General features: G+C 67.0%; 19 protein-coding genes and 1 pseudogene. 9 read left to right on the top strand and 11 right to left on the bottom strand.

Features of this window, described 5'->3' with window-relative positions:
- Positions 1-44: 44 nt before the first annotated feature.
- The 3 genes from ACF07B_RS06945 (at position 45) to ACF07B_RS06955 (ending at position 4,583) form a co-directional block, all read left to right on the top strand.
- Positions 45-614: a hypothetical protein gene (locus ACF07B_RS06945; protein WP_392178041.1), complete on the top strand. Its 570-nt coding sequence runs from the start codon at positions 45-47 to the stop codon at positions 612-614.
- 416 nt (positions 615-1,030) lie between these two features.
- A complete protein-coding gene (locus ACF07B_RS06950) occupies positions 1,031-2,872 on the top strand; it encodes an ATP-dependent endonuclease (RefSeq protein WP_392178042.1) in 1,842 nt (613 codons plus the stop codon).
- A complete protein-coding gene (locus tag ACF07B_RS06955; RefSeq protein WP_392178043.1) occupies positions 2,862-4,583 on the top strand; it encodes a UvrD-helicase domain-containing protein in 1,722 nt (573 codons plus the stop codon). Before ACF07B_RS06950 ends, ACF07B_RS06955 begins: the two co-directional genes overlap by 11 nt.
- Before the next feature lie 279 nt (positions 4,584-4,862).
- On the opposite strand, the gene ACF07B_RS06960 is transcribed toward ACF07B_RS06955, so the two are convergent.
- From ACF07B_RS06960 to ACF07B_RS06970, 3 genes are read right to left on the bottom strand one after another with little or no spacing between them, the layout of a single operon-like run.
- Positions 4,863-5,588, bottom strand: a complete 726-nt coding sequence (locus tag ACF07B_RS06960) for a helix-turn-helix domain containing protein (protein ID WP_392178044.1) — start codon at positions 5,586-5,588, stop codon at positions 4,863-4,865.
- Entirely contained in the window at positions 5,588-7,678 is a 2,091-nt protein-coding gene (locus ACF07B_RS06965) for a hypothetical protein (RefSeq protein ID WP_392178045.1), read from the bottom strand. The genes ACF07B_RS06960 and ACF07B_RS06965 overlap by 1 nt, the downstream gene beginning before the upstream one ends.
- 25 nt (positions 7,679-7,703) lie before the next feature.
- Complete coding sequence (locus ACF07B_RS06970; RefSeq protein ID WP_392178046.1) at positions 7,704-8,300, bottom strand: helix-turn-helix domain-containing protein; 597 nt, start codon at positions 8,298-8,300, stop codon at positions 7,704-7,706.
- Between the two features lie 475 nt (positions 8,301-8,775).
- Here ACF07B_RS06970 and ACF07B_RS06975 point away from each other — a divergent pair, with 475 nt between their 5' ends.
- On the top strand, positions 8,776-8,994 hold the full coding sequence (locus ACF07B_RS06975) for a hypothetical protein (protein WP_392178047.1): 219 nt from the start codon (positions 8,776-8,778) through the stop codon (positions 8,992-8,994).
- A gap of 24 nt (positions 8,995-9,018) precedes the next feature.
- Here ACF07B_RS06975 and ACF07B_RS06980 read toward each other — a convergent pair whose 3' ends face one another.
- The 7 genes from ACF07B_RS06980 to ACF07B_RS07010 all read right to left on the bottom strand — a co-directional run bounded on the left by ACF07B_RS06980 (position 9,019) and on the right by ACF07B_RS07010 (position 16,119).
- Positions 9,019-11,226, bottom strand: a complete 2,208-nt coding sequence (locus tag ACF07B_RS06980) for a hypothetical protein (RefSeq protein WP_392178048.1) — start codon at positions 11,224-11,226, stop codon at positions 9,019-9,021.
- On the bottom strand, positions 11,223-11,891 hold the full coding sequence (locus tag ACF07B_RS06985) for an ABC transporter ATP-binding protein (RefSeq protein WP_392178725.1): 669 nt from the start codon (positions 11,889-11,891) through the stop codon (positions 11,223-11,225). The genes ACF07B_RS06980 and ACF07B_RS06985 overlap by 4 nt, the downstream gene beginning before the upstream one ends.
- Before the next feature lie 222 nt (positions 11,892-12,113).
- On the bottom strand, positions 12,114-12,416 hold the full coding sequence (locus ACF07B_RS06990) for a hypothetical protein (RefSeq protein WP_392178049.1): 303 nt from the start codon (positions 12,414-12,416) through the stop codon (positions 12,114-12,116).
- 670 nt (positions 12,417-13,086) lie between these two features.
- Entirely contained in the window at positions 13,087-13,512 is a 426-nt protein-coding gene (locus ACF07B_RS06995) for a hypothetical protein (RefSeq protein ID WP_392178050.1), read from the bottom strand.
- 627 nt (positions 13,513-14,139) lie between these two features.
- Positions 14,140-14,448, bottom strand: coding sequence for a hypothetical protein (locus ACF07B_RS07000; RefSeq protein ID WP_392178051.1), 309 nt, complete (start codon positions 14,446-14,448; stop codon positions 14,140-14,142).
- Positions 14,449-14,497: 49 nt separating this feature from the next.
- The gene (locus ACF07B_RS07005) at positions 14,498-15,151 is read right to left on the bottom strand and encodes a response regulator (RefSeq protein ID WP_392178052.1); all 654 of its coding nucleotides are present in this window, start codon (positions 15,149-15,151) and stop codon (positions 14,498-14,500) included.
- Positions 15,148-16,119 (bottom strand): HAMP domain-containing sensor histidine kinase, encoded by a 972-nt coding sequence (locus ACF07B_RS07010; protein WP_392178053.1) that lies wholly within the window; start codon positions 16,117-16,119, stop codon positions 15,148-15,150. The genes ACF07B_RS07005 and ACF07B_RS07010 overlap by 4 nt, the downstream gene beginning before the upstream one ends.
- A 274-nt stretch (positions 16,120-16,393) precedes the next feature.
- Between ACF07B_RS07010 and ACF07B_RS07015 the strand changes: the two genes are divergently transcribed.
- The 4 genes and pseudogenes from ACF07B_RS07015 to ACF07B_RS07030 all read left to right on the top strand — a co-directional run bounded on the left by ACF07B_RS07015 (position 16,394) and on the right by ACF07B_RS07030 (position 21,355).
- Entirely contained in the window at positions 16,394-16,864 is a 471-nt protein-coding gene (locus ACF07B_RS07015; protein ID WP_392178726.1) for a cation:proton antiporter regulatory subunit, read from the top strand.
- Positions 16,865-16,870: 6 nt separating this feature from the next.
- Positions 16,871-18,053, top strand: a pseudogene (locus tag ACF07B_RS07020) (cation:proton antiporter); the annotation flags it as partial.
- Positions 18,054-19,518: 1,465 nt separating this feature from the next.
- Entirely contained in the window at positions 19,519-20,250 is a 732-nt protein-coding gene (locus ACF07B_RS07025) for a CBS domain-containing protein (RefSeq protein ID WP_392178054.1), read from the top strand.
- Positions 20,251-20,986: 736 nt separating this feature from the next.
- Complete coding sequence (locus ACF07B_RS07030) at positions 20,987-21,355, top strand: DJ-1/PfpI family protein (RefSeq protein WP_392178055.1); 369 nt, start codon at positions 20,987-20,989, stop codon at positions 21,353-21,355.
- Here ACF07B_RS07030 and ACF07B_RS07035 read toward each other — a convergent pair.
- A complete protein-coding gene (locus ACF07B_RS07035; RefSeq protein ID WP_392178056.1) occupies positions 21,352-21,561 on the bottom strand; it encodes a hypothetical protein in 210 nt (69 codons plus the stop codon). The two genes, ACF07B_RS07030 and ACF07B_RS07035, sit on opposite strands and share 4 nt — an antisense overlap.
- 82 nt (positions 21,562-21,643) lie before the next feature.
- Here ACF07B_RS07035 and ACF07B_RS07040 point away from each other — a divergent pair.
- A protein-coding gene (locus ACF07B_RS07040; protein ID WP_392178057.1) for an IS5 family transposase occupies positions 21,644-22,464 on the top strand; the annotation gives its coding sequence in 2 pieces (ribosomal slippage) (positions 21,644-21,991 and positions 21,994-22,464; 819 coding nt in all).
- The last annotated feature ends 8 nt before the right edge of the window (positions 22,465-22,472 follow it).

Raw genomic sequence — 22,472 nt, forward strand, 5'->3', positions numbered from 1 at the left:
CTCGCCGCTCATCGGCTGCGGCACCCAGGAAAGGGATGAGCATCATGTCCGAAACCACTGTCCAGACCACAGAGTTGGCCTCCCAGTACAGCGCCCAGGTGACAGGCGACCTGGAACGCAACCTCAAGGAGCAGGAGCACCTCAGCAGTGAGATCGAGGCCCTGCAGGAGAAACTGAGCACCCTGCGGCACGATCACACCATCCTGGTGAATCTCCAGCAGGCTCTCGGTGACCCGGCGGCGCCTGCGGCCGAGCCTGTCACGGCAGTGCCGGTCCCCCGCAGGAAGGCTGCGGCAACCCCCGGTACGGTCAAGGAGCCCGCTCCGGCGAAGCAGCGAACCGGCAAGAAGGCCGCCGCTGCGGCATCAGCCCCGCAGCCGGGATCGCCCACGTTGGTCGATCTCGTACGCAAGCATCTGGCCGACCAGCGCGAGCCCCGCTCGGCTGCCGAAGTCACCACCGCGCTGGGACAGCAGTATCCCGAGCGTACGGTCAAGACCACTGTGGTACGTACGACGCTGGAAGGGCTCGTGGCCAAGGCCCAGGCTCTGCGCACCAAGCAGGGCACGTCCGTGTTCTACACCGCCCCTGAGACGGCCGCGTCCCGCGGCTGACAACCAAGCATCCGTGCAGTCCCCCTGACGCCCGAGCGCTATTGGCTGGGCGTTGCTGCAGGGGCTCACGACCACGTGCCCCGCCCCGTAGCCGCCGCGAACCTGAATCGCCAGATCGTTTGACGCGAGCACGCACTAGTAGGAGGGATAGCTCTTCGTCTTGGTACTTCTGCGCGAGGAGCATGCTCCGTATGTCGGCGTGCTCGATGAGGGGTACCGACTGGGGGCAGCCAACCAGTGAGCCCCGCCCCCCCACACACATCGAACCCCGCCCCAGGCACCCAGCAAGGGCCGTACCAGTACGACAGCTTGCAATATATGCCGACAGGCGCTGCACAGATCAGTAATCTCAATCCCGGTGATCTACCTGGTTGCTCCTACGGCCTGGAGCCAGGTGACTGAAAGGGCGGGCATCGGTGAAGGTACGACGGCTGACACTGCAGCACTTCCGCGGCATCAGCCACGGCACCGTTCTCCTGAACGGGCACTCACTACTCGTGGGCTCCAACAGCATCGGCAAGTCCACCGTTTGTGAGGCACTGGAGCTGATCCTGGGACCGGAACGCATGTTTCGTCGTCCGGTGGTCGACGAGTACGACTTCTACGGCGTCCGCTACCAGCCGGTGGATGGTGAACTGCCGGAAATCCGGCTGAAGGCTGTACTGACCGACCTGTCGCCGGAGGCCGAGCGTCGCTTCGGTCCTCACCTGCGACGCTGGTCGGCCCAGCGGGAGGACTTCGCCGATCTGGAACCGGGCGCGGCAGAGAAGGCCGACGCCGGCGAGTGGTGCCTGCCGGTGGAATTCCTAGGCCGGTTCGACCCGCAGGAAGACGACTTCTTCGGCGGCACGTACTTCTCCCATCCGGCGAACGTGCCGGATGACCTCACTGAGGAGAGTACCGAACTCGGCGCCGGCCTCAGCCCTTTCACCCGCGAGGACAAGCGTCACTGCGGGTTTTTGTATCTGCGGCCCAACCGGACCGGGAGTAGGGCACTGACCTTCCAACGCGGGTCGCTGCTGGACACGATCGTGCGGCTGGAAGCCGAACGGGCCGGACCGCTGTGGGAAAAGGCCCTCACTGATCTTTCTGCGGTCGAGATCGCGGGTGAGGACTCCGGCTTCGCCAAGATCCGCAGCGAGGTGACCGAGCGGGTGGATCGCTTCGTGAGCCTGTCCGCGCAGCCCGACCCGGTGGATCTGCACGTCTCCGAGCGCACACGTGAGCACCTGCGTGAGGTGCTGCGGCTGTTCATTGCCACCCAGCCCGGCACGCATGGCGTGCCCTTCAACCGGCTGAGCACCGGCACCCTGAACCTGCTCGTGTTCGCACTGCTGACCTACATCGCCGAACTCAAAGGCGACGACTCGGTGATCTTCGCAATGGAGGAACCGGAGATTGCCCTGCCGCCGCACGCGCAACGTCGCCTGGTCGACTTCGTTACCCATCGCATGGGGCAGGTGATCGTCACTTCGCACTCGCCGTATGTCATCGAGAAGTTCGAGCCGGGCAACATCGTGGTGCTGGGACGGAACGAGACGGGTGAGCTGAGCAGTTCGCCCGTCATACTGCCAGCGGACTTCAGGGCCAAGCGGTACCGGGACAACCGCCGCCAGTTCGCCGAAGCGGTGCTGGCCCGCGCGGTGCTGGTGGTGGAGGGGGCTACGGAAGCCGACCTGATTCCCGCAGTCGCCGATGTTCTGGAGCGGGATCCCTCGGTGGACTATCTCCATCCCGATCTGGCCGGTGTCACGGTCTTCGACGCGCAGGGTGACGGTTCGGTGCCGTTGTTCGCCCCGGTCTTCAAGAGCCTGGGCAAACCGGTCTACGGCATCCACGACACCCCTGTAAGACCTCTGGCCGTCGAAGTCGCTGCCAAGGCGTCCGACTTCACCCGGTACACCGTCATCCCCCACAAAGGAATCGAGGACCTGCTCACTGAAGAGATCCCGCCAGCGGTGCAGCGCCGCTTCCTCGCCTCGACCGAAAGCCGTACGGACTACCCGGAGAAGTGCGGGTATCTGCGCGAGGACATGGATGACGCACAGGTGCGTACGCTGGCCTGGCAAGTCCTCAAGGCGCGCAAGGGTGACGGCTACGGCGCCGCCCTCATCGCCGAGTGCAGCGGCCTGACCGACCTTCCCGCTTCGATCGTCAGCTTCCTGCTTCAGATCGACCGCGACCTGCGCCCGCCCTCGGAGCGTGGCACCGCTTTCCCTGAACAGGACGGCGCCAGCGATGCGGCCGATGGAGCTTGATGACAACCGCCGGGCAATCCTTGCCAGCGTCAGCCATGTGCTGATCGAGGGCGGTCCCGGCTGCGGCAAGACCACCATCGCCCTACTCAAGGCTCTGGAGTCGTTGGACGGCCTGGAAAGCGAGCAGCGGGTGCTGTTCCTGAGTTTCTCCCGTGCCGCGGTGCGGCAGATCACCGACCGGATGAGCGGATTGTTCAGCAGGTCGGCACGCCGGAGGCTGGAGGTCCGGACCTTCCATGCTTTCTTCCTCGAGCTTGTACGCAGCCACGGCCGGCTGCTGACCGGGCGGCCGTCGTCGTTCATCACCCCGGACCGGGAACGGGAGCTACGCGCCGACTTCGGCGGCGACAAGGACGCCTGGCAGGCCGAAGTCCGACGCATGGCCTCCGAGGAGGGCCGGTATGTGTTCGATCTGCTGGCCGATACCTCCGCGACCCTGCTGGAACGCAGCACCGCGGTACGCCACCTGTACAGCGGCATCTACCCGCTGGTCATCGTGGACGAGTTCCAGGACACCAACATCGACCAGTGGCGGGCTGTCAAAGCGCTCAGCCGCGCCTCCACTGTGATCTGCTTGGCCGACCCCGACCAGCGCATCTTCGGACACCTGCCTGGTGTCGACGAGGAACGCATCGCACACGCCATCGCCCATCTCGAACCAGCCCGTTTCGACCTGTCCAAGGACAATCACCGTAGTCCCGAAGGCGGCCTGCTCAACTACGCCAACGCCGTTCTGCGCAACACTCCCTCCGCTGTACCCGACAGCGTCAAAACCCTCACCTACGCACAACGGTGGGGAGCCGTTCCCGTCGAAATCCGCACCCACCAGGCCGTGATCGCCGCACGAAGCCATCTGCAAGCCCTGCTCGGCCGCGATCCCACTCTCGCGGTGCTGGCCGCCACCAACAGTCTTGTCGGGCGGGTCTCCGAGAAGATCAGCGTTGAGAACGTAACCGCCCGTGGCGTGCTGCCAGCAGTCGACCATGACCTGCACTGGGACCCGGAGTTGGCGGCCGCCGCCGGATTCGTCGTGGCTTCCATGCTGGAGTGGCCCGCCCTGCCCCGCCATGAGGCGGCCACCAAGACTCTGCGCGCCGCGGCCGACTACTACCGCACCAAGTTCACCCGCGGCACCACCGGGGCCCGCGACAAGATCCAGACCATCGAGCGGGCCATAACCGCCCTCACGGACGGCAAACCGGTACGGGCGAAGGCGGCCCAGGTCCTCCTGAGCGCCTACGACCGCGGCCTGGACCTGGTCGGCCAGCCAGTCGCTGATTGGCAGGAAGCCCGTGCCCGTCTGCAAGGCGCCGCCGAGCTCGATGAAATGTTCAAGCAGGTGCGGATGCTGCGGCTGCTGAACGCCACCGACACGCTGGCCCTCACCCTGACCGAAATCTGGGACGGAGCGGCCGCCTACACGGATGCGGCCGCCGCTGTACGCCGCGCCCTGGCCCACGATCAACTGGCCGCGCCCGACCAGAACACAGCCACAATCAGCCTGATGAGCATGCACCGCTCCAAGGGCAAGGAGTTCGACGGTGTGGTCATCGTCGAGGGTGCTTACCACAGCCGGCTGCTGGACCCGGAATGGGACGCCGAAAGGATCCGGGCCAATCGCCGTCTGCTTCGCGTCGCCATCACTCGCGCGCGGCACCTGGTCGTCTTCGTACGGCCTGAGGACGGTCTGCCGTTGACACCCAACCGGTAGAACGAGAGCTCAAGGCCTCTCTTTGGGGGGCCGTCCAGTCTAGGCGTGCATGCCTGCGCGCCCTGGTTCTTCAGCCCTCCCCATCTGGAGCAGGCTTCGAAGCGCCGGGCGGACATCGTCGGTGAAGCAGGTTGGTCCGCGTGTCTGGGGGCACCTGCGCGTCTGCTGCACAGTCTGCAATGAGCCCCGATCCGGGTGTGCCAAGGCCACGCTGTTGAAAGGACTTCCCCGCCCTGGTCTCGGGGACGCCCTTCGCGGCTGTGCGCATGGGTGGCGGGCTCAGCGTGGGCGCCAGGTTCGTACTTCCAGGTGGAGGATGTTGGCGTCGGGGCGGATGCGTCCGGTCTCCACGAGCCACTGGTGGACGGCGGCGGTGACGTCTCCGCCCGCCGCGTCGACGCGGCGGGCGAAGTCGGCTGCGTCGTGGCCGCCGGTCTGCGCGGAGCCGTAGACGCGTTCTTCGGTGTGGTCGGCGCGTTGGATGACGTCACGGCGAATGCCGGGTGAGTCGGTGCGACTGCCGGAGGGGTGCAGGTAGCCGGTTTTGGCGAGGCGGACGGTGAAGGCCAGGCGTAGGCCTTGGCGGGCCGCCTCGGCGATGAGGGGGCGTAGACGGGAGGAGCCGGAGGCGATGGCTTGGGCGCCGACGCGGCCGGTTCCGGAGCCGGTGGGAGTGATCAGGACGGCTTTGCTGCGGACGCGGGCGCGGGCGCCGGAGGATGTGGTGCGGCGGTGGGTGTGGCGGGCAGCAATGGCAGCAAGTTCGGGCAGGTCGGAGATGCCTCCGGTCTGGACGGCGGCCAGGACCTGCTGGAGAGCGGAGACGAAGGCTGCGCCCTTGTTCTTTGTGTAGAACTGGGAGACCAGGGAGGGGTCGCGGTTGATGATGCGGGCGATGTCACGTTTGGTGTAGCCGGCGGCTTGGAGCTGGTGGGCAAGTTGGGCGGCCTCGTTCAACTGGCCCTGCCCCGTAGAGGGGTTGGTGCGGCGGGAACGTGGCGGCATCAGGCTTGCCCCCCGGTCTGGGTGAGTGCGACACGTCCGGCGTCGCGCAGGGTGAGGAGTTCCTCCTCGGTGGTGGGCGCTGTGACCGGGTGGGTGAGGTGGCCTTTGAGGAGGTAGTCGCCGGGCTGGTGGTGGTGCGGCCAGTGTTGGGGTGCGGTGAGGTAGAGGGCGTCGGTGCGGAAGGCAACGACAGTGCCGGGCTCGGTGTGCAGGGCGCCTGCGTAGGTGTTGTCGTCGCGGTGGCGCTGAGTGAGGAGGGCGGCGCGGGCGCCGGACCAGATTGCGGCGGCCCACTCGGGGTGCGCGTTGGGGTCACGGGCGAAGCCCGTGGGCTTCTGCCAGGTGATCAGTTCCTTGTCGAAGCTGATGATTTCGGCGTCCGGTGGGACGTCGCGTTCCATGGCGCGGGGGGTGGTGCCGGTGACCATGCGGGGGCGCTGGGCGAAGGAACCGATGCCGTACAGCAGGATAGAGCGCACCGCGCGGGAGGCGAGGTGAGCGGCGCGGGCCTGTTGTGCGTCGCCTTGGAAGTGGGCTTGGGCGGAGAGGTTGCTCCAGGTCTCTTTGAGCTTCTTGCCCCAGTCGTCGAGGGGTTTACCGTCGTCCCAGACGATGCCGTCGAGGACTTCGATCTTCCAGGGCTGGATGGGGTTGGCGAGGGCGGTGTGGATTTCGGGGCCGCCGGCCCAGGTGGTGAACGTGGAACCGGGCTGGCTCGGGTAGTGCCAGGCGCGGTCGCCGGGAGCGGGGGCGGGCAGGATGCCGACGTGGCTCCAAGTGTCGGGAACCGTTACCCGGACCTGCCAGTGCCCACAGCCGTAGAGGGCGCTCATCTGTTCCTTCTCCGTCCAGGCGGCAAAGGTGTAGGCGGTGACGCGGCGGGGGGTACCGACCGGGGATTTCCAGGTGTGCTTGGCGTAGGCGAAGGTGCGGTCGTACTCGACGAGTTGGGGCAGCTGTGCGGGGACGCGTGGCGGGGTGAGGAGTTCGTTGCGGCCCTGGCCTGCGGTGGCGTGGAGCAGGCCGCGCAGTTCCTCGGAGAGGACGGGGAAGCCGTCGGCGTGCTGGCCGCGGGTGGGGATGGTGCGGGTCCACAGGTCACGACCGGTCTGGGACGGAGAGCCCATGAGGACGGCGTCGCTCCAGTGGCGGCGCAGGGCCTGCCACAGCAGCACGAAGGCGTCGCGGACGGTGTGCGGGTCGTCGCCATCGAGGTCGAACCACTCCCCCACCGAGCGGATCTCCACATGCTGGTCGGCATTCTCCCGCTGGTAGCGGCCCACGGGGTTACGGGCGTGGACAAAGTGTCCAGCCATCCGGTCCCGGCCGCGGCCCGTGTCCGTGCGCCAGCCGGGGGTGGGGGCGTTGAGCCAGGCGGCGACGGCGTCGCGGAGGTAGGGGTGGCGATCGATGTCGCGGTGCCAGGGATCACCGGCGGTGATGTAGATGCGTTCCACGCCTTCGGGGACGGTGTGGAAGACCGCGGTGAGGATGTCGGCGGCTGAGCGGCTGCCGAGATCGAGGTGGTGGGTCTGCTGGCGGTGGACCAGCACGCCGGTGCCGGTGTCGAGGAAGACGGTGGAGCGGGCCTGCTGGGTGAAGTTCGGGCGGGTGGAGGCCAGGCCCGTGGTGTGGGCGAACCAGGCGTCGCCCGCGGCACCTTCAGGGATGGAGGGCAGGGCCAGCGGTGCGTCCGCTGCCGCAGGCACGGCCGGAGCAGCGGCTTGGGGGGCGGGCTGCGCATGGACTGTGTTCACCGTAGGCGCCACGGCTCCCGGCTGCGGAGCGGGCTCGGGCTCGGGGGGGTGCGGGGGCGTGGTCGCCTCAGGAACTGGGGTCTGCGCCGGGGCGGTCTCGTTTCCGGTGAGGCTGTCGGGGGTCAGGGTGGGGGCGAGGGCGACAACGTCGGCCACGCTCAGTCCTGATGCCGGGGCGATCCGCTCCGCCTTGGCCTTCCCGTAGGAGGACATCTGGGCGATCCGCTTGTCCCGGTCGGCCTCCAGCTTTGCCAGTTCCGCCCGGGTCTTCTTGATCGCATCCCGTACGGTACGCAGATCGGCGAGCGCGGTGTTGTAGCTCTGTGCGTCCATCGGGGGTTTCCTTGTCCGGCCGGATTCAGTCAGCGGTGCGGGTGTTGACGTAGGCGATGGCTCCGCCTGAGTGGGAGGGGAGCCGTGTGCCCAGTAGCAGTTCGGCGAGTTGGCGGTCTCGGTCGAGGGCGGAGGTGATCACCGTGTGCGGATCGATCAAATCGGTGACGTATCCGGCCAGGCGCGCGTCGGGAAAGGCATGACGGCCTTCGGTGTTCTTCTCCCATCGCTCGAGCCCGGTCAGCACGGCCACTACGTAGCCGGAGAGGGTAACCGGCAGCACTCCCCCGGCTGCGACGCTTGCCGCGTCCATTCGCCACCAGCCGCGCAGCGCCTTCACCAGAGCGCCCGGGGTGAGGGCGGCGGAAAAGCCGATCCAGTCACGGCCAGGTTCGACGGTGGCCTGGGCGGTGTCGACGCGCAGGACGGCGATCTCCTGGGCGGCCAGCTGGCGCAGGGGGGCGTGGTTGCGTGTGCTCAGGGCCTGGACGGCGCTGAGGGGAATCATGACGCGTACTCCGCGGTGGGAGAGTCCGGGCAGCAGCCCGGCGTGCACGAGGCGCCGGAAAGTGGTGATGGCACAGCCGAGCTCTTCGGCCGCCTGTCCGGTCGTCAGCAGCATCTCCACCACCTCTACATGCGTGATCTGATATCCGAGTCGGGATGCATTCTAGGCCGTCTGCTGAAAGGCCGTCAAAGACGGCCCGTACCGGGCACGGCGCGTTGGCCGAGCCCGGCTGTGTAGCAGTTGTCTCATCGACTGCTCCTGCCGGAATCGAGCACCAGGAGCGCACTCAGGGCTCGCACGTCACGCGTTTCTGAGCGCCTGCTGCCATCCGCGGAAGGCCGCAACAGCCTGCCGTACACGCGGGAGTCGTGGAGCGGCACTCCACTGGCACGGAGGTGTCGACCGGTGGAGAGGCTCCCGGCAGTCAATCGCCCCGTCCGGCCGCAGGAGCACGCCTGCTATCCCGGTGTCTGGCCGCCCGTCTCGTTCGTCGGCAATGGCCAGCGCCGGGGACGGACCTGACCGCGTCCGCTCATAGCTTGCGCTGGGAGCTTTGACACCAGCAGGTGCCAGGATCGAAGATCGAGGCATGGAGCACCCGCCCAAATCGAATGAGGCCGCGGATACAGTCCTCGCATGGTTTGGCCTTGCGCTGTCCGTGATGTTGTTGATCGTTGGTATCGACATGAACCGCGACGGCGACTGGTCAGTGCTCGTGCTGGGCGCTCTCATGGTCGTGGTGAGTCTGTATCAACTGCTCCGTGACTTCGCTGTGCGCCGCGATCAGAGGCGCAGGGACGAGTTGTAGGGGTGAATTGGGGGCTCCTGGACGTCAGGGGCCGGAAGGCTTCCAGTCGTCGGCGGCCTGGGCTGCGGCACGAGCGCCCCACAGGGCCAGTGCCGTTGCGCAGACGATGACGCCGCCGGTGACGGGGAACAGTGACATCAGGGTCAGGCGGTCGGGCCCGACGCCGTGGGTTACTGGTGCTGCGAGCCAGTAGGAGACTAGTGCTCCTGCTGCGGCTGCCAGGATCGAAGGCAGGAGGAGGGACCAGCCCGCGGTCGCGCGGAACAGGGCGCGGCGGCCGTTGAGGACCGACAGCGGTGCGAGGTCTCGGCCAAAGCGCAGGAATTCTGCCATGGCGGTGAAGCCCACTGCGAGGGCCACCGTGCCGAGCCCGACGAGGGACATCAGTCTCACCCAGCGTATGGCGGTGGTCATCTGCCCGGTTCCGGCAATCCAGCTGGAATCCAGAACGCCGACATCAGTTCGCATGGCCAGGGTCTGGTTGGCCACCTGGCTGAGCTCGGGTATGGACAGGTTCTGTCCCTGCCGGCCGACCGCCAGGAGGGAGTAGACGTTCTCCTCTTGCAACGACAGCTTGGACGGATCCCCTTGCCGGACGCTCAGTCCGGAGTGTGGTCCTGCACCGGCGCGTTTGATCAGTTCTTGAAGCCTGGGGTCCGCACTTGTGTAAGCGACCCGGCCAAAGGATCCCTTTGGCGGGCAAGGGACCTTGACCGTTTGCAGGGCTTGGCAGGAGCCGGTGATCTCCATGTGTCCCTGGCCCGGGTCCTCTTCCAGGGCCACGAGCGCCGCGCCGGCAGGCATGGCTTGTTCGAGGTTCCGAATCCTGGTTTCGGATGTGTAGGGGGTGATCTGCAGCATCGTGGTGCCGATGCGATCGCGTGTGGCGAAGGCTGCCTCTGCCGCGTCTCCGAACAGTCCGGCCCACAGCTGTGTCTGGGCGGCGAGCCCCAGGGCGATGATCAGGGTGGCGCCAAGGCGCACGGTGCTTGCTGGCTTGGCCGCCATGCGGCGGCCGGAGACAAGCAGTCCCGGGCCTGCGGCCTTCCGCCCGACGCGTGCGAGCAGTGTCCCCAGTTCCCGAGTTGCCAGCCCGACGACGGATGGCAGCGTGGCGAACACGATCACGCAGCCGACAGCGTAGACGGGAAGGAACAGGATCCGAGGGACCAGTTCGGCGCCGCGGACGGTGAAGAGCAGCGCGAAGGGAAACAGCCAGGCGAGCCGCTGCTGCGACAGCCAGCGAGACCTCGTCCTGGTCGTGCCCTGGGCCTTCCGGCGCGATCTCGTCGGCTGCAGCACGGCGGCAAGACTCAGGACGGCCGTCGGAACGGCCGTCACGACCAGGCCCAGCAAAGGCAGGGCTCGCCTTGTGTCGTCGAGGGAGAGGATGAAGTCGGTACCGGGAACGGGGATGTTCCACAGGCATGCGGGGGTCAGCGTGACCGCGGCCAGTGTTGTTCCTGCAGCTACGGGAACAGCGGCCTCGCCCAACGCGAAGCAGGCCCGTGCTCTCCATGAGGCTCCCAGCGCGTCCAGGAGTGTGAGGCGCCGATCGCGGGCTGCCGCTCCGGCTCGGACGGCGACGACGACCAGAAGCCCGGCAGGGAGCATGACGAGGAAGATGTATCCCGCGTAGAAGTATGCTGGATCGTAGTTGTGGACGTGCTCGCCGAGCAGCGATTCCACTCCTGGCCCGCCGAACCCGGAGATCTCGAACATCTCTTTGCGGTCGAGCAGTTCGGCGGTCGGCGCCGCGTAGGCGAGCCGTTCACCGGGAGCTTCCAGGCCTTCCAGCCCGATGACTCCGGCGAAGCGGCCGTACCGCGTTGTCAGCTGCTCGGAGGGTGAGATCTCTCGAAGCGCTGGAGAGAGGAACACCTCCCCCGGCTCCGGCCAGCGCGACAGGCCTGGGGGCGGCGGGGCGTCGGCGCTCAGCGGCACGATGTAGACGACGTCATGCGGGATGTTCCCGATGAGGTCGTCGGAATTCCTCCACAGCGCGACCGCTTGTTCCTGGGGGAAGGCCTCCACCAACCGGGGTGACCTGGCTGCTCCTCGCTCGGTGCGGGCCTCGAAGCCGGCGGCTGCCAGCATCAGGCCGCCGATGCTGAGAACAGCCAGGAAGCATGCCAGCAACAGGGCCCAGAATCGGATGCGGCCCGCCTCCGCCGAGGCCGCGGCGCCGCGTCCCGCACGCAACATCTGCCGATACACGCTGCGGCCGGTCACGCCCTCTCCCCAACAGACGTGGCAATAGGGGTGAGGTGGCCATCGGAGAGCGACAGCTGTCTGTCCGCCTTCCTGGCCACGTCTGGGTCGTGTGTCACGACGACCAGGGCACAGCCCCACCGCTGCGGAACGTCGAAGAGCAGCGAGGCCACCGCGTCCCGGCTCGCCGTGTCCAGCGATCCGGTGGGTTCATCGGCGAGAAGAACGGCTGGCTCGTTGATCAGAGCGCGGGCCACGGCGACGCGCTGGCGTTCGCCGCCGGAGAGCGTACTGGTGGGGGTGTCCCGGGTGTGCAGGTTCACGGCCTCCAGCAGTTCCACGGCCTTCTGGTAGGAGGCAGTACGGGAAACGCCAGCCAGTTGTGCTGCTACGGCCACGTTCTCCACCGGCGTCAGTTCTGGCAGCAACTCGCCGAACTGGAAGACCATGCCGATGTGCCGTCGCCGGTGTTCGGCGAGTGCGCGTCGCCGCAGCCGAGTGATGTCATCGCCGGCAACAAGAACGGACCCCGCCTGTGGGCGGACCAAACCCAACGCGCACATCAGCAGAGTGGTCTTACCGCTGCCGCTAGGGCCCATGACGGCCACCGATGCCCCGGGAGTCACGGACAGTGTGACCTCATCGAGCAGGGTTCGACCGGCCACCTCACACCGGATGCCCTCCATCTGGAGCACTGGAGGTTCCTGACGTGAAGCGGCCGCCTGGTCTGTGGCGGCAACGTGGTGGGGGCTTGTCATCAATGGTCCTCATTCTTGTGCGACACGGTGGCCGCATCACATACCTGTCAAGGGGCTTACGGTCTGCGACGCGGCTTCAGAAGGGGCGGCCGAGAGTGTCTCGGCCGCCCCGCAAGCAGCAGCTAGCCGGTGCCCTTCACGAGCGAGAGCTCACTCGGACTTCCATCCGGTGCACTTGTCCGGGTAGATCGGCAGGTACTGGCACCCCTGCAGCTTGAAGATCCTGCTGTGGTTGCCGCTCTCGACGGTCCAGGGGTCACCGTCGTTGTCTTCGTAGTAGCCCAGCCCGTTCTTTTTGTTCCACAGGGTGAGCCTGTCGTTGGGGTGGGCTACCCGGTAGTACTCACCTTTGACCGGTTCGATCTCCGACGCGCTCTTGTCCTTGACGTTCATGACGCCGCCGTCGTTCTCGGTCCACACGCCGACGAAGGAGTTCGACGTCGACAGTGCCATCGCTGGCGAGGCTCCGACAACGCAACCGGTGACCAGTGTGAACGCCGCTATACGACGCATAGTTCTGCCGTTCAAGTTTTCCCCTCCTGAAAGACGATCGGCCCTCGGCGGACCGACTCACCATGGAGTCGATCATTCGAGAGTCAACGAGCGCTAGATCCACGGGCGTTGGCTGCGCATTCCCGCCGAGTTCCCACTTCCACAACCTCGTTCATGACGGAAGATGACGAAATGCCTTGATCATGAAGAGGTAAAGTAGGCACGGGGGATGTCTGTCACGGGGGTGACGCAAGACCTGACCCCCTGAGACCGGCTACCGGGGGAAGAGGACCTTTCAGAATGGATTCCATCGACCAGCACATACTCCGCTTGATGGACGCAGGGCTCACCGATGAAGCCATTGCGCGAAGAATCCACATGGGGCATCGAACCGTACAGCGAAGAATCGAGGTGCTCATGGAGGCGTTCGACGTATCCAGCCGATTCTCTCTCGGGGCAGCAGCAGAGAGGATGGGGCTACTGGAGCACGAAGCGGTGGCTGAAAATGGACGGACTCTATCCGGGCCTGAAAGGTCCGAGGTTGCATGTAAGTCAGACGGCATCCGGTGCGGGAATCAGGCCGGCGTCTGACCTGTCGAGCCTGCTGCTCGGACGTGCCTTCCGATAGCGGTCAGGAGCCGCGGGGTGTGTTGCCCGGCTCTGCCATCGTGATGCGGCGGTAGGCGGCGCGGGCATGGACGAGCCGCGCCAGCACCGTGCCGCCAAGAGCCGCCGAGCACAGGCAGGTGAGCCAGAATGTGTCACGGCCTCCTGCCCAAGTGAGGACGCCCGCAGGCGGGACCGCGAAGCCGTTGAGCATCAGCCAGCACAGCACTGCCGTACCGGGGGCCGCAGTGAAGCGGGCCGCCAGACCCAACAGGCCAGAAAGCAACGACAGTGCGATCAGGGCGAGTTCGGGCCGGTCGGTGCCCACGAGGGTGTTGAGGAGCGCCACAAGCACCAAGGCTCCGCCGAAGGCCGCGGCCCACACCAAGGGGGTGGCGACCGCGCGAGGGACGGGCCTCGCCCCGGTACTCAGAGACTCCCACTCGATCATGTCGACGGCTCCTTCCGGTCCTTCCGGGTCCCGATGGAGAAGCACGCTGGCGTCCCGCGGTCCGGGCAGGCCCCCTGGAAACGGATTGTCCCACTCGACCGCCAACCGCGCGCGCATTGGCCGAATCGCGCACTAGTCAGGGTGATCAATATCTGTTCGCCGATAACGCCTGGGGCAGACAGGACAGTTGTCAGTGCTGTTCTGCATCTCAAGCCCACTGAGTGACCAGACGGCCATACAGGCAGATCCTTCGGGGACAGGTCGGATTCACGCCTGTGGCGGTGAGCCCGAACCACCCGGAAGCACGGTAGGACAGCGGCAAGGGTCAACGGGAAACCGACCAAATTCGCCACCCGAGGAATGCCAAAGACGCGCAGCAGGATCTCTCCGGCAGCAGCCAGAAGGGGAAATCCGCAACAGAAAGAGGTCTGGGTACGTCCCGCCTCCGGCCACCGTGACCAAGCACCACGGCGTGAGGCAGAAGAAAGCGATCCGCGAAGCAACCGCGAGCGGATGTCACGAGGCGCCGTCCCAAGGGTTATGCATCAGGTCAGGTCATCCCTTCGTATAGACGATGCGCTGGCTTACAGGTTGCTTTCACCGACGTTGAACGGACCGCAGGCAGGATCACCGCGGCGCTTTACGCAGCATGGCTTGACGAATGGAGTTGTGACAGCTTCTCAGCCTGTCGGCATGGTGCTCTCGGATCTCTCTCCCGGCCAGAGCGATGGCGGCGATGTTGCAGGGGAAAGCGATCAGTTGAGCGGGTTCGGGGACGTCAACGGCTCGCAGCAGGCTTGCTCCGGCTGCAACCAGCAGAAGCGCCGCGGGCAAGAACCGGCGCCAGTGCGGGATGTCCGGCAGGCGGGCGGCCTTGAGCGTGTGTCGCACGGCGAGGGCGAAGAGCACGACGAGCAGGGCGAACGGTGTCAGCACGTGGGTCCCCTCCGGTGGACGACGTGGCCTGGGGTGGCCGCTGTTGGGTCTAGGGCTCGATGAGGCCGACGCGAATCGCGTAGCGGGTGAGTTCCAGGCGGTCGCGCAGGCCGAGTTTCTGAAGGAGATTGGCGCGGTGGCGTTCGACCGTCTTCACGCTGATCACGAGGAGGAGGGCGATCTCCTTGGACGAATGTCCCTCGGCAACGAGTTTGAGGATCTCCTCTTCGCGTTCGGTGATGGGGCGCACGGGTAGCCGTTCGCCGGTTCTGGCGCGGTCGAGATAGGTGCGGATGAGAGTGGACTCGGCACCGGGGTAGATGAAGGGTTCGTCCCGCAGAGCCGCACGACAGGCTTCGATCAGGTCGCGGTCGGCGACAGACTTCGGGACGTAGCCAGAGGCTCCCGCCTTGAGCGCTTCGAAGAAGTACTGCTCGTTGTCGTACATCGTCAGCATAAGAATGCGCAGGTCGGGGAGGACCCGGGAGAGTTCACGGGCGGCCTGCAGGCCGGTCTGACGGGGCATGGCAATGTCGAGGATGGCCAGGTCGATGTCCATACCCTGGGCCTGGGCGATGGCTTCGGCGCCGTCGGCAGCCTCGGCCACGACGGTCAGATCGTGCTCGGCATCGAGAATGAGGCGGACTCCGCGGCGGACCAGGGCGTGGTCGTCGGCGAGCAGGATGCGGGCCGGTGCAGTCATCGCGCTTTCTCCTGGGGGCGGTCGTCAGACGCGCTGCCGGTTACGTGCAGGCGTACTTCGGTTCCGCCGTGAGGGCCTTGGCCTATATCGAGGTGGGCGCCGATGAGCAGGGCGCGTTCCCGCATGCCGCTGATGCCGGCGCCTTCGGGCGCTGCCCCGATGCCTTGGCCGTTGTCACGGACCAGGAGTCCCACCGTGGCGTCCGGCAGAAGGCGCAGGTGGACTTCGACGCGGGTGGCGTGGGCGTGGCGGGCGGTGTTCGTGAGCCCTTCCTGGGTGATGCGGTAGAGGACAAGTTCGGTTCCCGGGTCGAGCGGTGGCAGACCAGGGGTGATGTACGCGGTCGCGCTCAGACGGGAGCTCGTGAACTCGGTCGTCAGCGCCCGCAGGGCGGAGTGGAGGCCGAGTTCCTCCAGGACACCAGGGCGCAGGCGGCGGGCGATGCGGCGGATCTCGTCCAGTCCGGCGCGGGTGGTCTCCTGCGCCTGCTGGAGGTCGGCGCGAACGCTCTGCGGGGCGTGGTCGGCGGCGTGCTTGAGCTGGAGCAGGACGGCGGTGAGGGTCTGTCCGACCTCGTCGTGGAGTTCCTGGGCGAGGCGCTGGCGTTCGGCTTCCTGGGCGGACAGGGCCCTGCCGGAGCTCGTGGCCCGTTCGGCTTCCAGCCGGGCGAGCATGGCGTTGAAGGTCTGGGTGAGCTTGGCGACTTCGGTGGGTCCGGTGACGGTCGTGCGGTTACCGGGCTTGAGGAGATCGGCGGTGGCCATGGCCCCGGTCAGACGTGCCAGCGGTGCGAGTCCGATGCGCAGCAGGATGGCGTTCGCGATCAGCATCACCACCAGTCCGGCGATCAGGACTACCGCCTCGCCGAACAGCACTGGGGTGGAGACGGTGACCGGGCCCAGGAGCAGCAGGACCGCGACGACGAGCACCACGGCGTTGAGGAGAAAGATCCTCCAGTACAACGTCATGATCGAGTGCTCCTTCCCGGTGGTCCTCACCTCCGCTGTCTCCTGCCACCGCCGATCGGCCCGTTTCAGAGCTCTGACCTGCGGCGGGCGTCACTGCCCCGCCCCACTGTGACCGTTGCGGGCGTGCCGCGTCCATCCGTGCTGACACCCATATCCGTGGCCTGTGCACAGGTGGCAGCATGAGCCCCCTGCCGCGCCGGACTATCAGTGATCCGCTGTGCGCCGCATCACCGTCGCAACGAACAGGGAGGGAGGGGTTGTGCCTGCTCCGCGGATGAGCACCACGCCCTTGCCGGGAATCGGTGTCAGGTACGACCTCACGACCCGGGAGCATCGCCAGCTGTCAGTGATTGCGCATCGGGACGGGACCCGGACGGTGAACGTCTATCAGGTTGATGATCCGGACGCGTGTGCGCAGTCGCTGCGTCTCACCGAGCCTGAGGCCGCCTCGCTGATCAACGCGCTGGCGCCCTCCCATCACAGTCCGAATCTGCTGTCCACCACTGACCTGGGGCTCGTGGCGGAGCGGATCGAGCTGTCCACGGTCTCGTACTGGAACGGACGTGTCCTGGGCGAGACCCGGATGCGGACCGAGACCGGTGCCTCCATTGTGGCCGTGCTGAGGCTGGCACAGGCAATACCCTCGCCGACCCCGGACTTTCGGCTGGCCGGCGGGGACACCCTGATCGTGATCGGCACCCGCGAGGGTGTGGAGGCGGCCGCCACGATACTCGGACGGGAGTGAGGCGGCGTGCACTCCTCCGCCATCTTCCTGATCGAGTTCGGCGCGATCATCCTGGCCCTGGGGCTGCTCGGCAGGCTTGCCGGACGGCTCCAGTTCTCGCCTATCCCCCTCTACCTCCTGGCCGGGCTCGCCTTCGGCGAGGGCGGGATACTGCCGCTGGGCACCAGCGAGGAGTTCGTCGCGATCGGCGCCGAGATCGGCGTGATCCTGCTGCTGCTCATGCTCGGCCTGGAGTACACCGCCAGCGATCTGGTCTCCAACCTCAAAACCCAATACCCAGCCGGCCTCGTCGACGCCGCGCTGAACGCCCTACCCGGCGCCGCCATGGCCGTGCTGCTCGGCTGGGGCCCGGTCGCCGCCGTCGTTCTGGCCGGAGTCACCTGGATCTCCTCCTCCGGCGTTATCGCCAAGGTCCTCGGCGACCTCGGACGCCTCGGCAACCGCGAAACCCCCGTCATTCTCAGCATCCTGGTCCTGGAAGACCTCTCCATGGCCGTCTACCTGCCGATCCTCACCGCCCTGCTCGCCGGGGCCGGACTCGCGGCAGGCAGCATCACCCTGGCCATCGCCCTTGGCGTCGCCGGACTCGTCCTGCTCACCGCCGTACGCTACGGACGCCACATCTCCCGCTTCGTCTCCAGCAACGACCCCGAAAAACTGCTGCTGGTTGTCCTCGGCCTCACTCTCCTCGTCGCCGGGCTCGCGCAGCAGCTCCAGGTCTCGGCCGCCGTCGGCGCCTTCCTCGTGGGCATCGCCCTGTCGGGCGAGGTCGCCGAAGGCGCCCACAACCTGCTCGCCCCGCTGCGAGACCTGTTCGCCGCCGTCTTCTTCGTCTTCTTCGGCCTGCACACCGACCCCGCCAGCATCCCGCCAGTACTGCTGCCCGCCCTCCTGCTGGCCGTCGTCACAGCCCTGACGAAAATCGCCACCGGCTACTGGGCTGCCAAGCGATCCGGGATCTCGGCCAAGGGCCGCTGGCGTGCTGGCGGCGCTCTGGTAGCACGCGGCGAGTTCTCCATCGTCATCGCCGGACTCGCCGTCACCGCCGGCATCGAACCTGGCCTTGGCCCACTCGCCACCGCCTACGTGCTGATCCTCGTCGTCCTCGGCCCGCTCACCGCCCGCTACACCGAACCGGCCGCCGCCTGGATCGCCCGGCGCCGCAGCCCGCCAGAGCCGCGCCCGGCCGCGATGCCCTCCGGCGGAGGGTTCAAAGTGGCCCTGTTCACCCAGCCAGCGGGCGAATTCGCCGCATCGGCCGATGGCACGCAGCCACTGCTCTATGGCCTACCCGACGATGGGAGTAGCAACCAGCAGGAGTTCATCCCCGCAGCACAGCACAGTCTCCGCCTGGAGAACGAAAGCCGTGCCCTCGCGGGCGACGAGGGTGATCACGGCAGGCGGGAGCAGACCGAGTTCGAAGACACTCACGCCATGCAGGCGCGAGCCGGACGGAATGGCGACAGTCAGCAAGGCGGCGCCCAGGACGTCCACGAGCGCACTTTCGACCTGGCCCTCCCGCAGGGTCCCGGGCCGCGTCAGGCCGAGCCCGCGAGCCGCTGTAGGCCGGGTGAGGCACTGGACGAGGATGAAGACAGCTACCAGGACGAACGCGATGTTCAGGTGCCTGGCTTGGCCGACGCCGACGAGGGGGAACGTGGCGAGCACGATGGGCACGGCGCCCCGCGGCCCCGCCCAGGAGATGAACGCCTGTTCCCGTCAGGGAACGCGGAAGATAGCCAGGTAAGCGGCGACGGACACAGGCCCGCCCCGGAGCAGGAGCGTGAGGCGGACAGCCAGGGCGAGCAGGATGGCAGAAGGCAGGTCGCCGGGTTCGACGAACAGGCCGATCTGGGCGAGCCGTCCGATGTCCTTGGCAAAGGAACGGATGGCGGCCCGGTGCGCCAAGTGCGAATTACCCAGGACCAGGCCGGCGATGATGCCGCTGGCACCCACGGTCCCTCCCACGGCCTAGGCGATGATCCTGGACCCGACGGTGGTCAGCGGGTACAGACCGATGTGCCGCAGTGCGGCCACCCCGAACCGTCCATTGACCAGACCCAACAGCCCGCCGGTGACGAGCTGGTAGATGACGTTGGCGGCCAGGCGCTGGAAAGTGGGCAGGCCGGCGGCCGCAGTGGACAAGGGCAGGACCAGGGTGATCGTGGGGGCGTCATTGAACCCTGATTCGGCTTCTGGTAATGCAGCGACCTTCTGAGGGAGCGGCAGTGAGCGCAGCACAGTCTCCGGCTGGGAACAGGGGCCGTACCCGCGGGCGATGAGGGTGATCACAGCAGGCGGAAGCAGGGACTCGTCTTCAACTCCCGCACCGGCACAGCACACCTCCGCGCAACAACTCAGTACCAGATGCCCGTGCGAAACCCCGGCCCTCCAGACTCAGAAGCGCGCCGCCAGGTGGTGGTCGCTCCGTCGAGGCCGGGTGGCCCAAGGCCCTAGGAAGGGCGTTCAATTGACAGTGATCCGGTCGTGGATATGGGTGTCGCCACGGATAGACGCCCCCTTCGTGCCGCGTCATGCTGTGGTGGGATCGCAAGTCCAGCCGCCACCAGTGGCATGACTTGGGCTTGTCCCGGCCACCGCTCTGCTTCAGCTGGCACTTCAGCATCTCCATCCTCGTCAGGGAGGGGAAGGGCATGGAACACAGCAAGGTCGGCGCAGTGATGACAAGCAATGTCATCAAGGCTGGATGCGACGCCTCCTTCAAGGAGGTCGCCCGCCTCCTCCACCAGCACCGCATCGGCGGCCTTCCTATCGTGGATGCCCACGAGAGGGTCATTGGCGTAATCTCCGGATCTGACCTCTTGGTCCGCCAGGTCGAGGCCGACAGCCCCTACCGTCCCGCGCGCCGCTTCCGCTGGCCCTGCATCGGCTCTGCTTCACGACAGCGCAGGGCCAAGGCCCATGCTCGTACAGCAGGACAGCTGATGTCCCATCCCGTCGTCACGGTCGGTGCCGGCGTCGGCATCGCCAAGGCCGCGCGCGCAATGGCCAAGCATCGCATCGAACGCCTGCCGGTGGTGGACGAAGAGCAACGGCTGGTGGGAATCGTCACCCGCCACGACCTCCTGCAGATCTTCCTTCGGGCGGACAGTGACATTCGCCGTGACATCATCGACGAAGTCCTTGTCTGCACCCTGTCTTTGCCTCCTCAAGCCGTCGACATCACTGTGCAGGAAGGCGTAGTGACACTGACCGGACAGCTTGAGCGCCGCACCGAAGCCGAGATCGCCGTGAGCACGGCCCGCCAGGTCGATGGCGTGGTTGCCGTCGACGACCAACTCACCTCCCGCCTCGACGACGCGCATGCGCGGCTCAGCGAGCAGGCCGTACACGGAGTGGCGGACGATTGGCTGCGCAAGCTCTAACTCAGTAGTAGAACTCCCCCAGATGCGTTCTCAGCAAGAACGCCGTTCGGGGATGCCGCGTAGATCGTCGCAGGCGGCGTGGACGCGGGGGGTACTGGCTGGCTGACATCCGAGCAAAAGCCTGCTCAATTCGGACCGCCGGGCCTGGCTGCTCCTGTGCCCTGAGCGTGTTCCGCCACGGTGGCAGTCATTGCGAAGGTCGCCATCTGCGAGGACTCCGCATGCAACACGCGGTTGCAGGTTCCGGCTGGGGGGTGTCTACGCCCGATCGTTCAGGTCGGGGCTGCATGCGCGGCTGGTGGAAGGGGCCGTAGAACGGCTGTGGTTCACCGAACGCGGCTGAGACGACGGGGCAGCCCTCGGGGAACAGTGGAGCGTCGGCTACGCAGAAACGGTACTACTCAACGACACCGAGCGCGGCAAACCGTGGTCGCTTCTCACGCCCTGGTGCTATGGACGGACGTCCTGACCGCGACTGTGCAGCTGTGCTTTGGGTCCTCGCCCTCCGGGTCGCCAGCGCCTCACTCTGGCCACCCCGTCCGAGACGTCCCGGGCGGCTGTGGCGATCGCGATGCTGAGCGCTTTTGCCGACCAGCCGAGCGGCCGGACCCGGACGGCGACCGTACTGCGCGCCGAGTAGCGGGCCGCCGGTCATGGAGCCGATGGCCGGATCTGACAGAAACCGGTCATTGCAGCCATCGGGTGGGAACGGAATCATCGGTCACGTGCCCGAATCATGCAGCATCGTCATCGTCGCCTTTTCCGGCGTGGAACTCCTGAACGTCACCGGTCGGCCGAGGTTTTCTCCGTCGCTTCCCGGCTCGCCGGGACCGGCAGCCCCGGCTACCGGGTCGAGGTCGCGACGGCCAAGGGCGGTGTGGTGCGGACCTCCAGCGGGGTGCGGCTGGTGGCCGACCGGCTCCTGGCGGAGCTGGACGGGCAGCTGGACATTGTGCTCGTCTCGGGTGCGATCGAGCTGCTCGGCCACGGCGGCGCAGTCGCCGAGCCGGTGATCGACACCGAAGTCGTGGACTGGCTGCGCTCGGTGGCGCCGCGAGCCCGGCGGATCGGGTCGGTCTGCGCCGGTGCGCATCTGCTGGCCTAGGCGGGGCTGCTGGACGGACGGCCAGCCACCACCCACTGGCTCACCGCAGGGCGGCTCGCCTCCCGGTATCCGCGGGTCGTCGTCGACCCAGATCCGACCTTCATCAGGACCGGGCAGGTGTGGACCTGCGCAGGTGTCACCTCGGGGATGGATATGGCCTTGGCCATGGTCGCCGAGGACCACGGCCAGGAGCTTGCCCTGGCCACCGCCCGGATGATGGAAACGCCCTGGCGGACAGAGCCAGTTCAGACGCCGTTTCTTTTGGCGGGAGTGGGGCGTTAAGCCGGCGTGGAGAGGCTTGTAGAGCACCTGGTTCCGGACGGTTTATGGGAGTTGTTCCGACGGGTTGTACCGCCGACGGTCGTGCAGCGGCCGCAGGGTGGTGGCCGTCGGCGTGCTGGCGATCGGGAGGTGCTGGCGGCGATCGTGTTCGTCGCCACGTCCGGCTGCACCTGGCGCCAGCTACCCCCGGTCTTCGGAGCCCGTTGGCAGACGGTCTACCGCCGGTTTGCCCAGTGGAGCCGTGACCGGGTGTGGGCCCGGTTGCACCGAGTCGTCCTTGACGAACTTGGCGCCCAGGGCGAGCTGGACTGGTCCCGGTGCGCCATCGACTCGGTGAGCATCCGCGCTGTCAAAGGGGGCCACTGACGGGACCGAATCCGACCGACAGGGGTAAGAACGGGTCGAAGATTCATCTGATCTGCGACCGCAACGGCCTGCCGATCTCGGTCGCAGTCTCGGGCGCCAACCTGCACGACAGCCAGGCCCTGGAACCCTTGGTGATGGGCATCCCGCCCATTCGATCCCGCCGGGGACCGCGCCGTCGGCAGCCTGCCAAGCTGCATGGCGACAAGGGCTATGACTACGACCATCTGCGGAAATGGCTGCGGGGGCGCGGCATCGTCTCGCGAATCGCGCGCCGCGGGGTCGAGAGCTCAGCCCGCCTAGGCCGTCATCGTTGGGTGGTCGAGCGGACCATGTCGTGGCTGTCCGGGTGCCGTCGGCTGCACCGGCGCTACGAGCGGAAGCCCGAACACTTCATCGGCTTCACTGCAATCGCGGTCATGCTCATCTGCCTCCGACGTCTGGGTGTCAGCGCCGGCCGGTAGCGTCTGCC

Origin of the sequence: Streptomyces sp. NPDC015532 (assembly GCF_043078065.1) — a bacterium.
GTDB lineage: Bacteria > Actinomycetota > Actinomycetes > Streptomycetales > Streptomycetaceae > Streptomyces.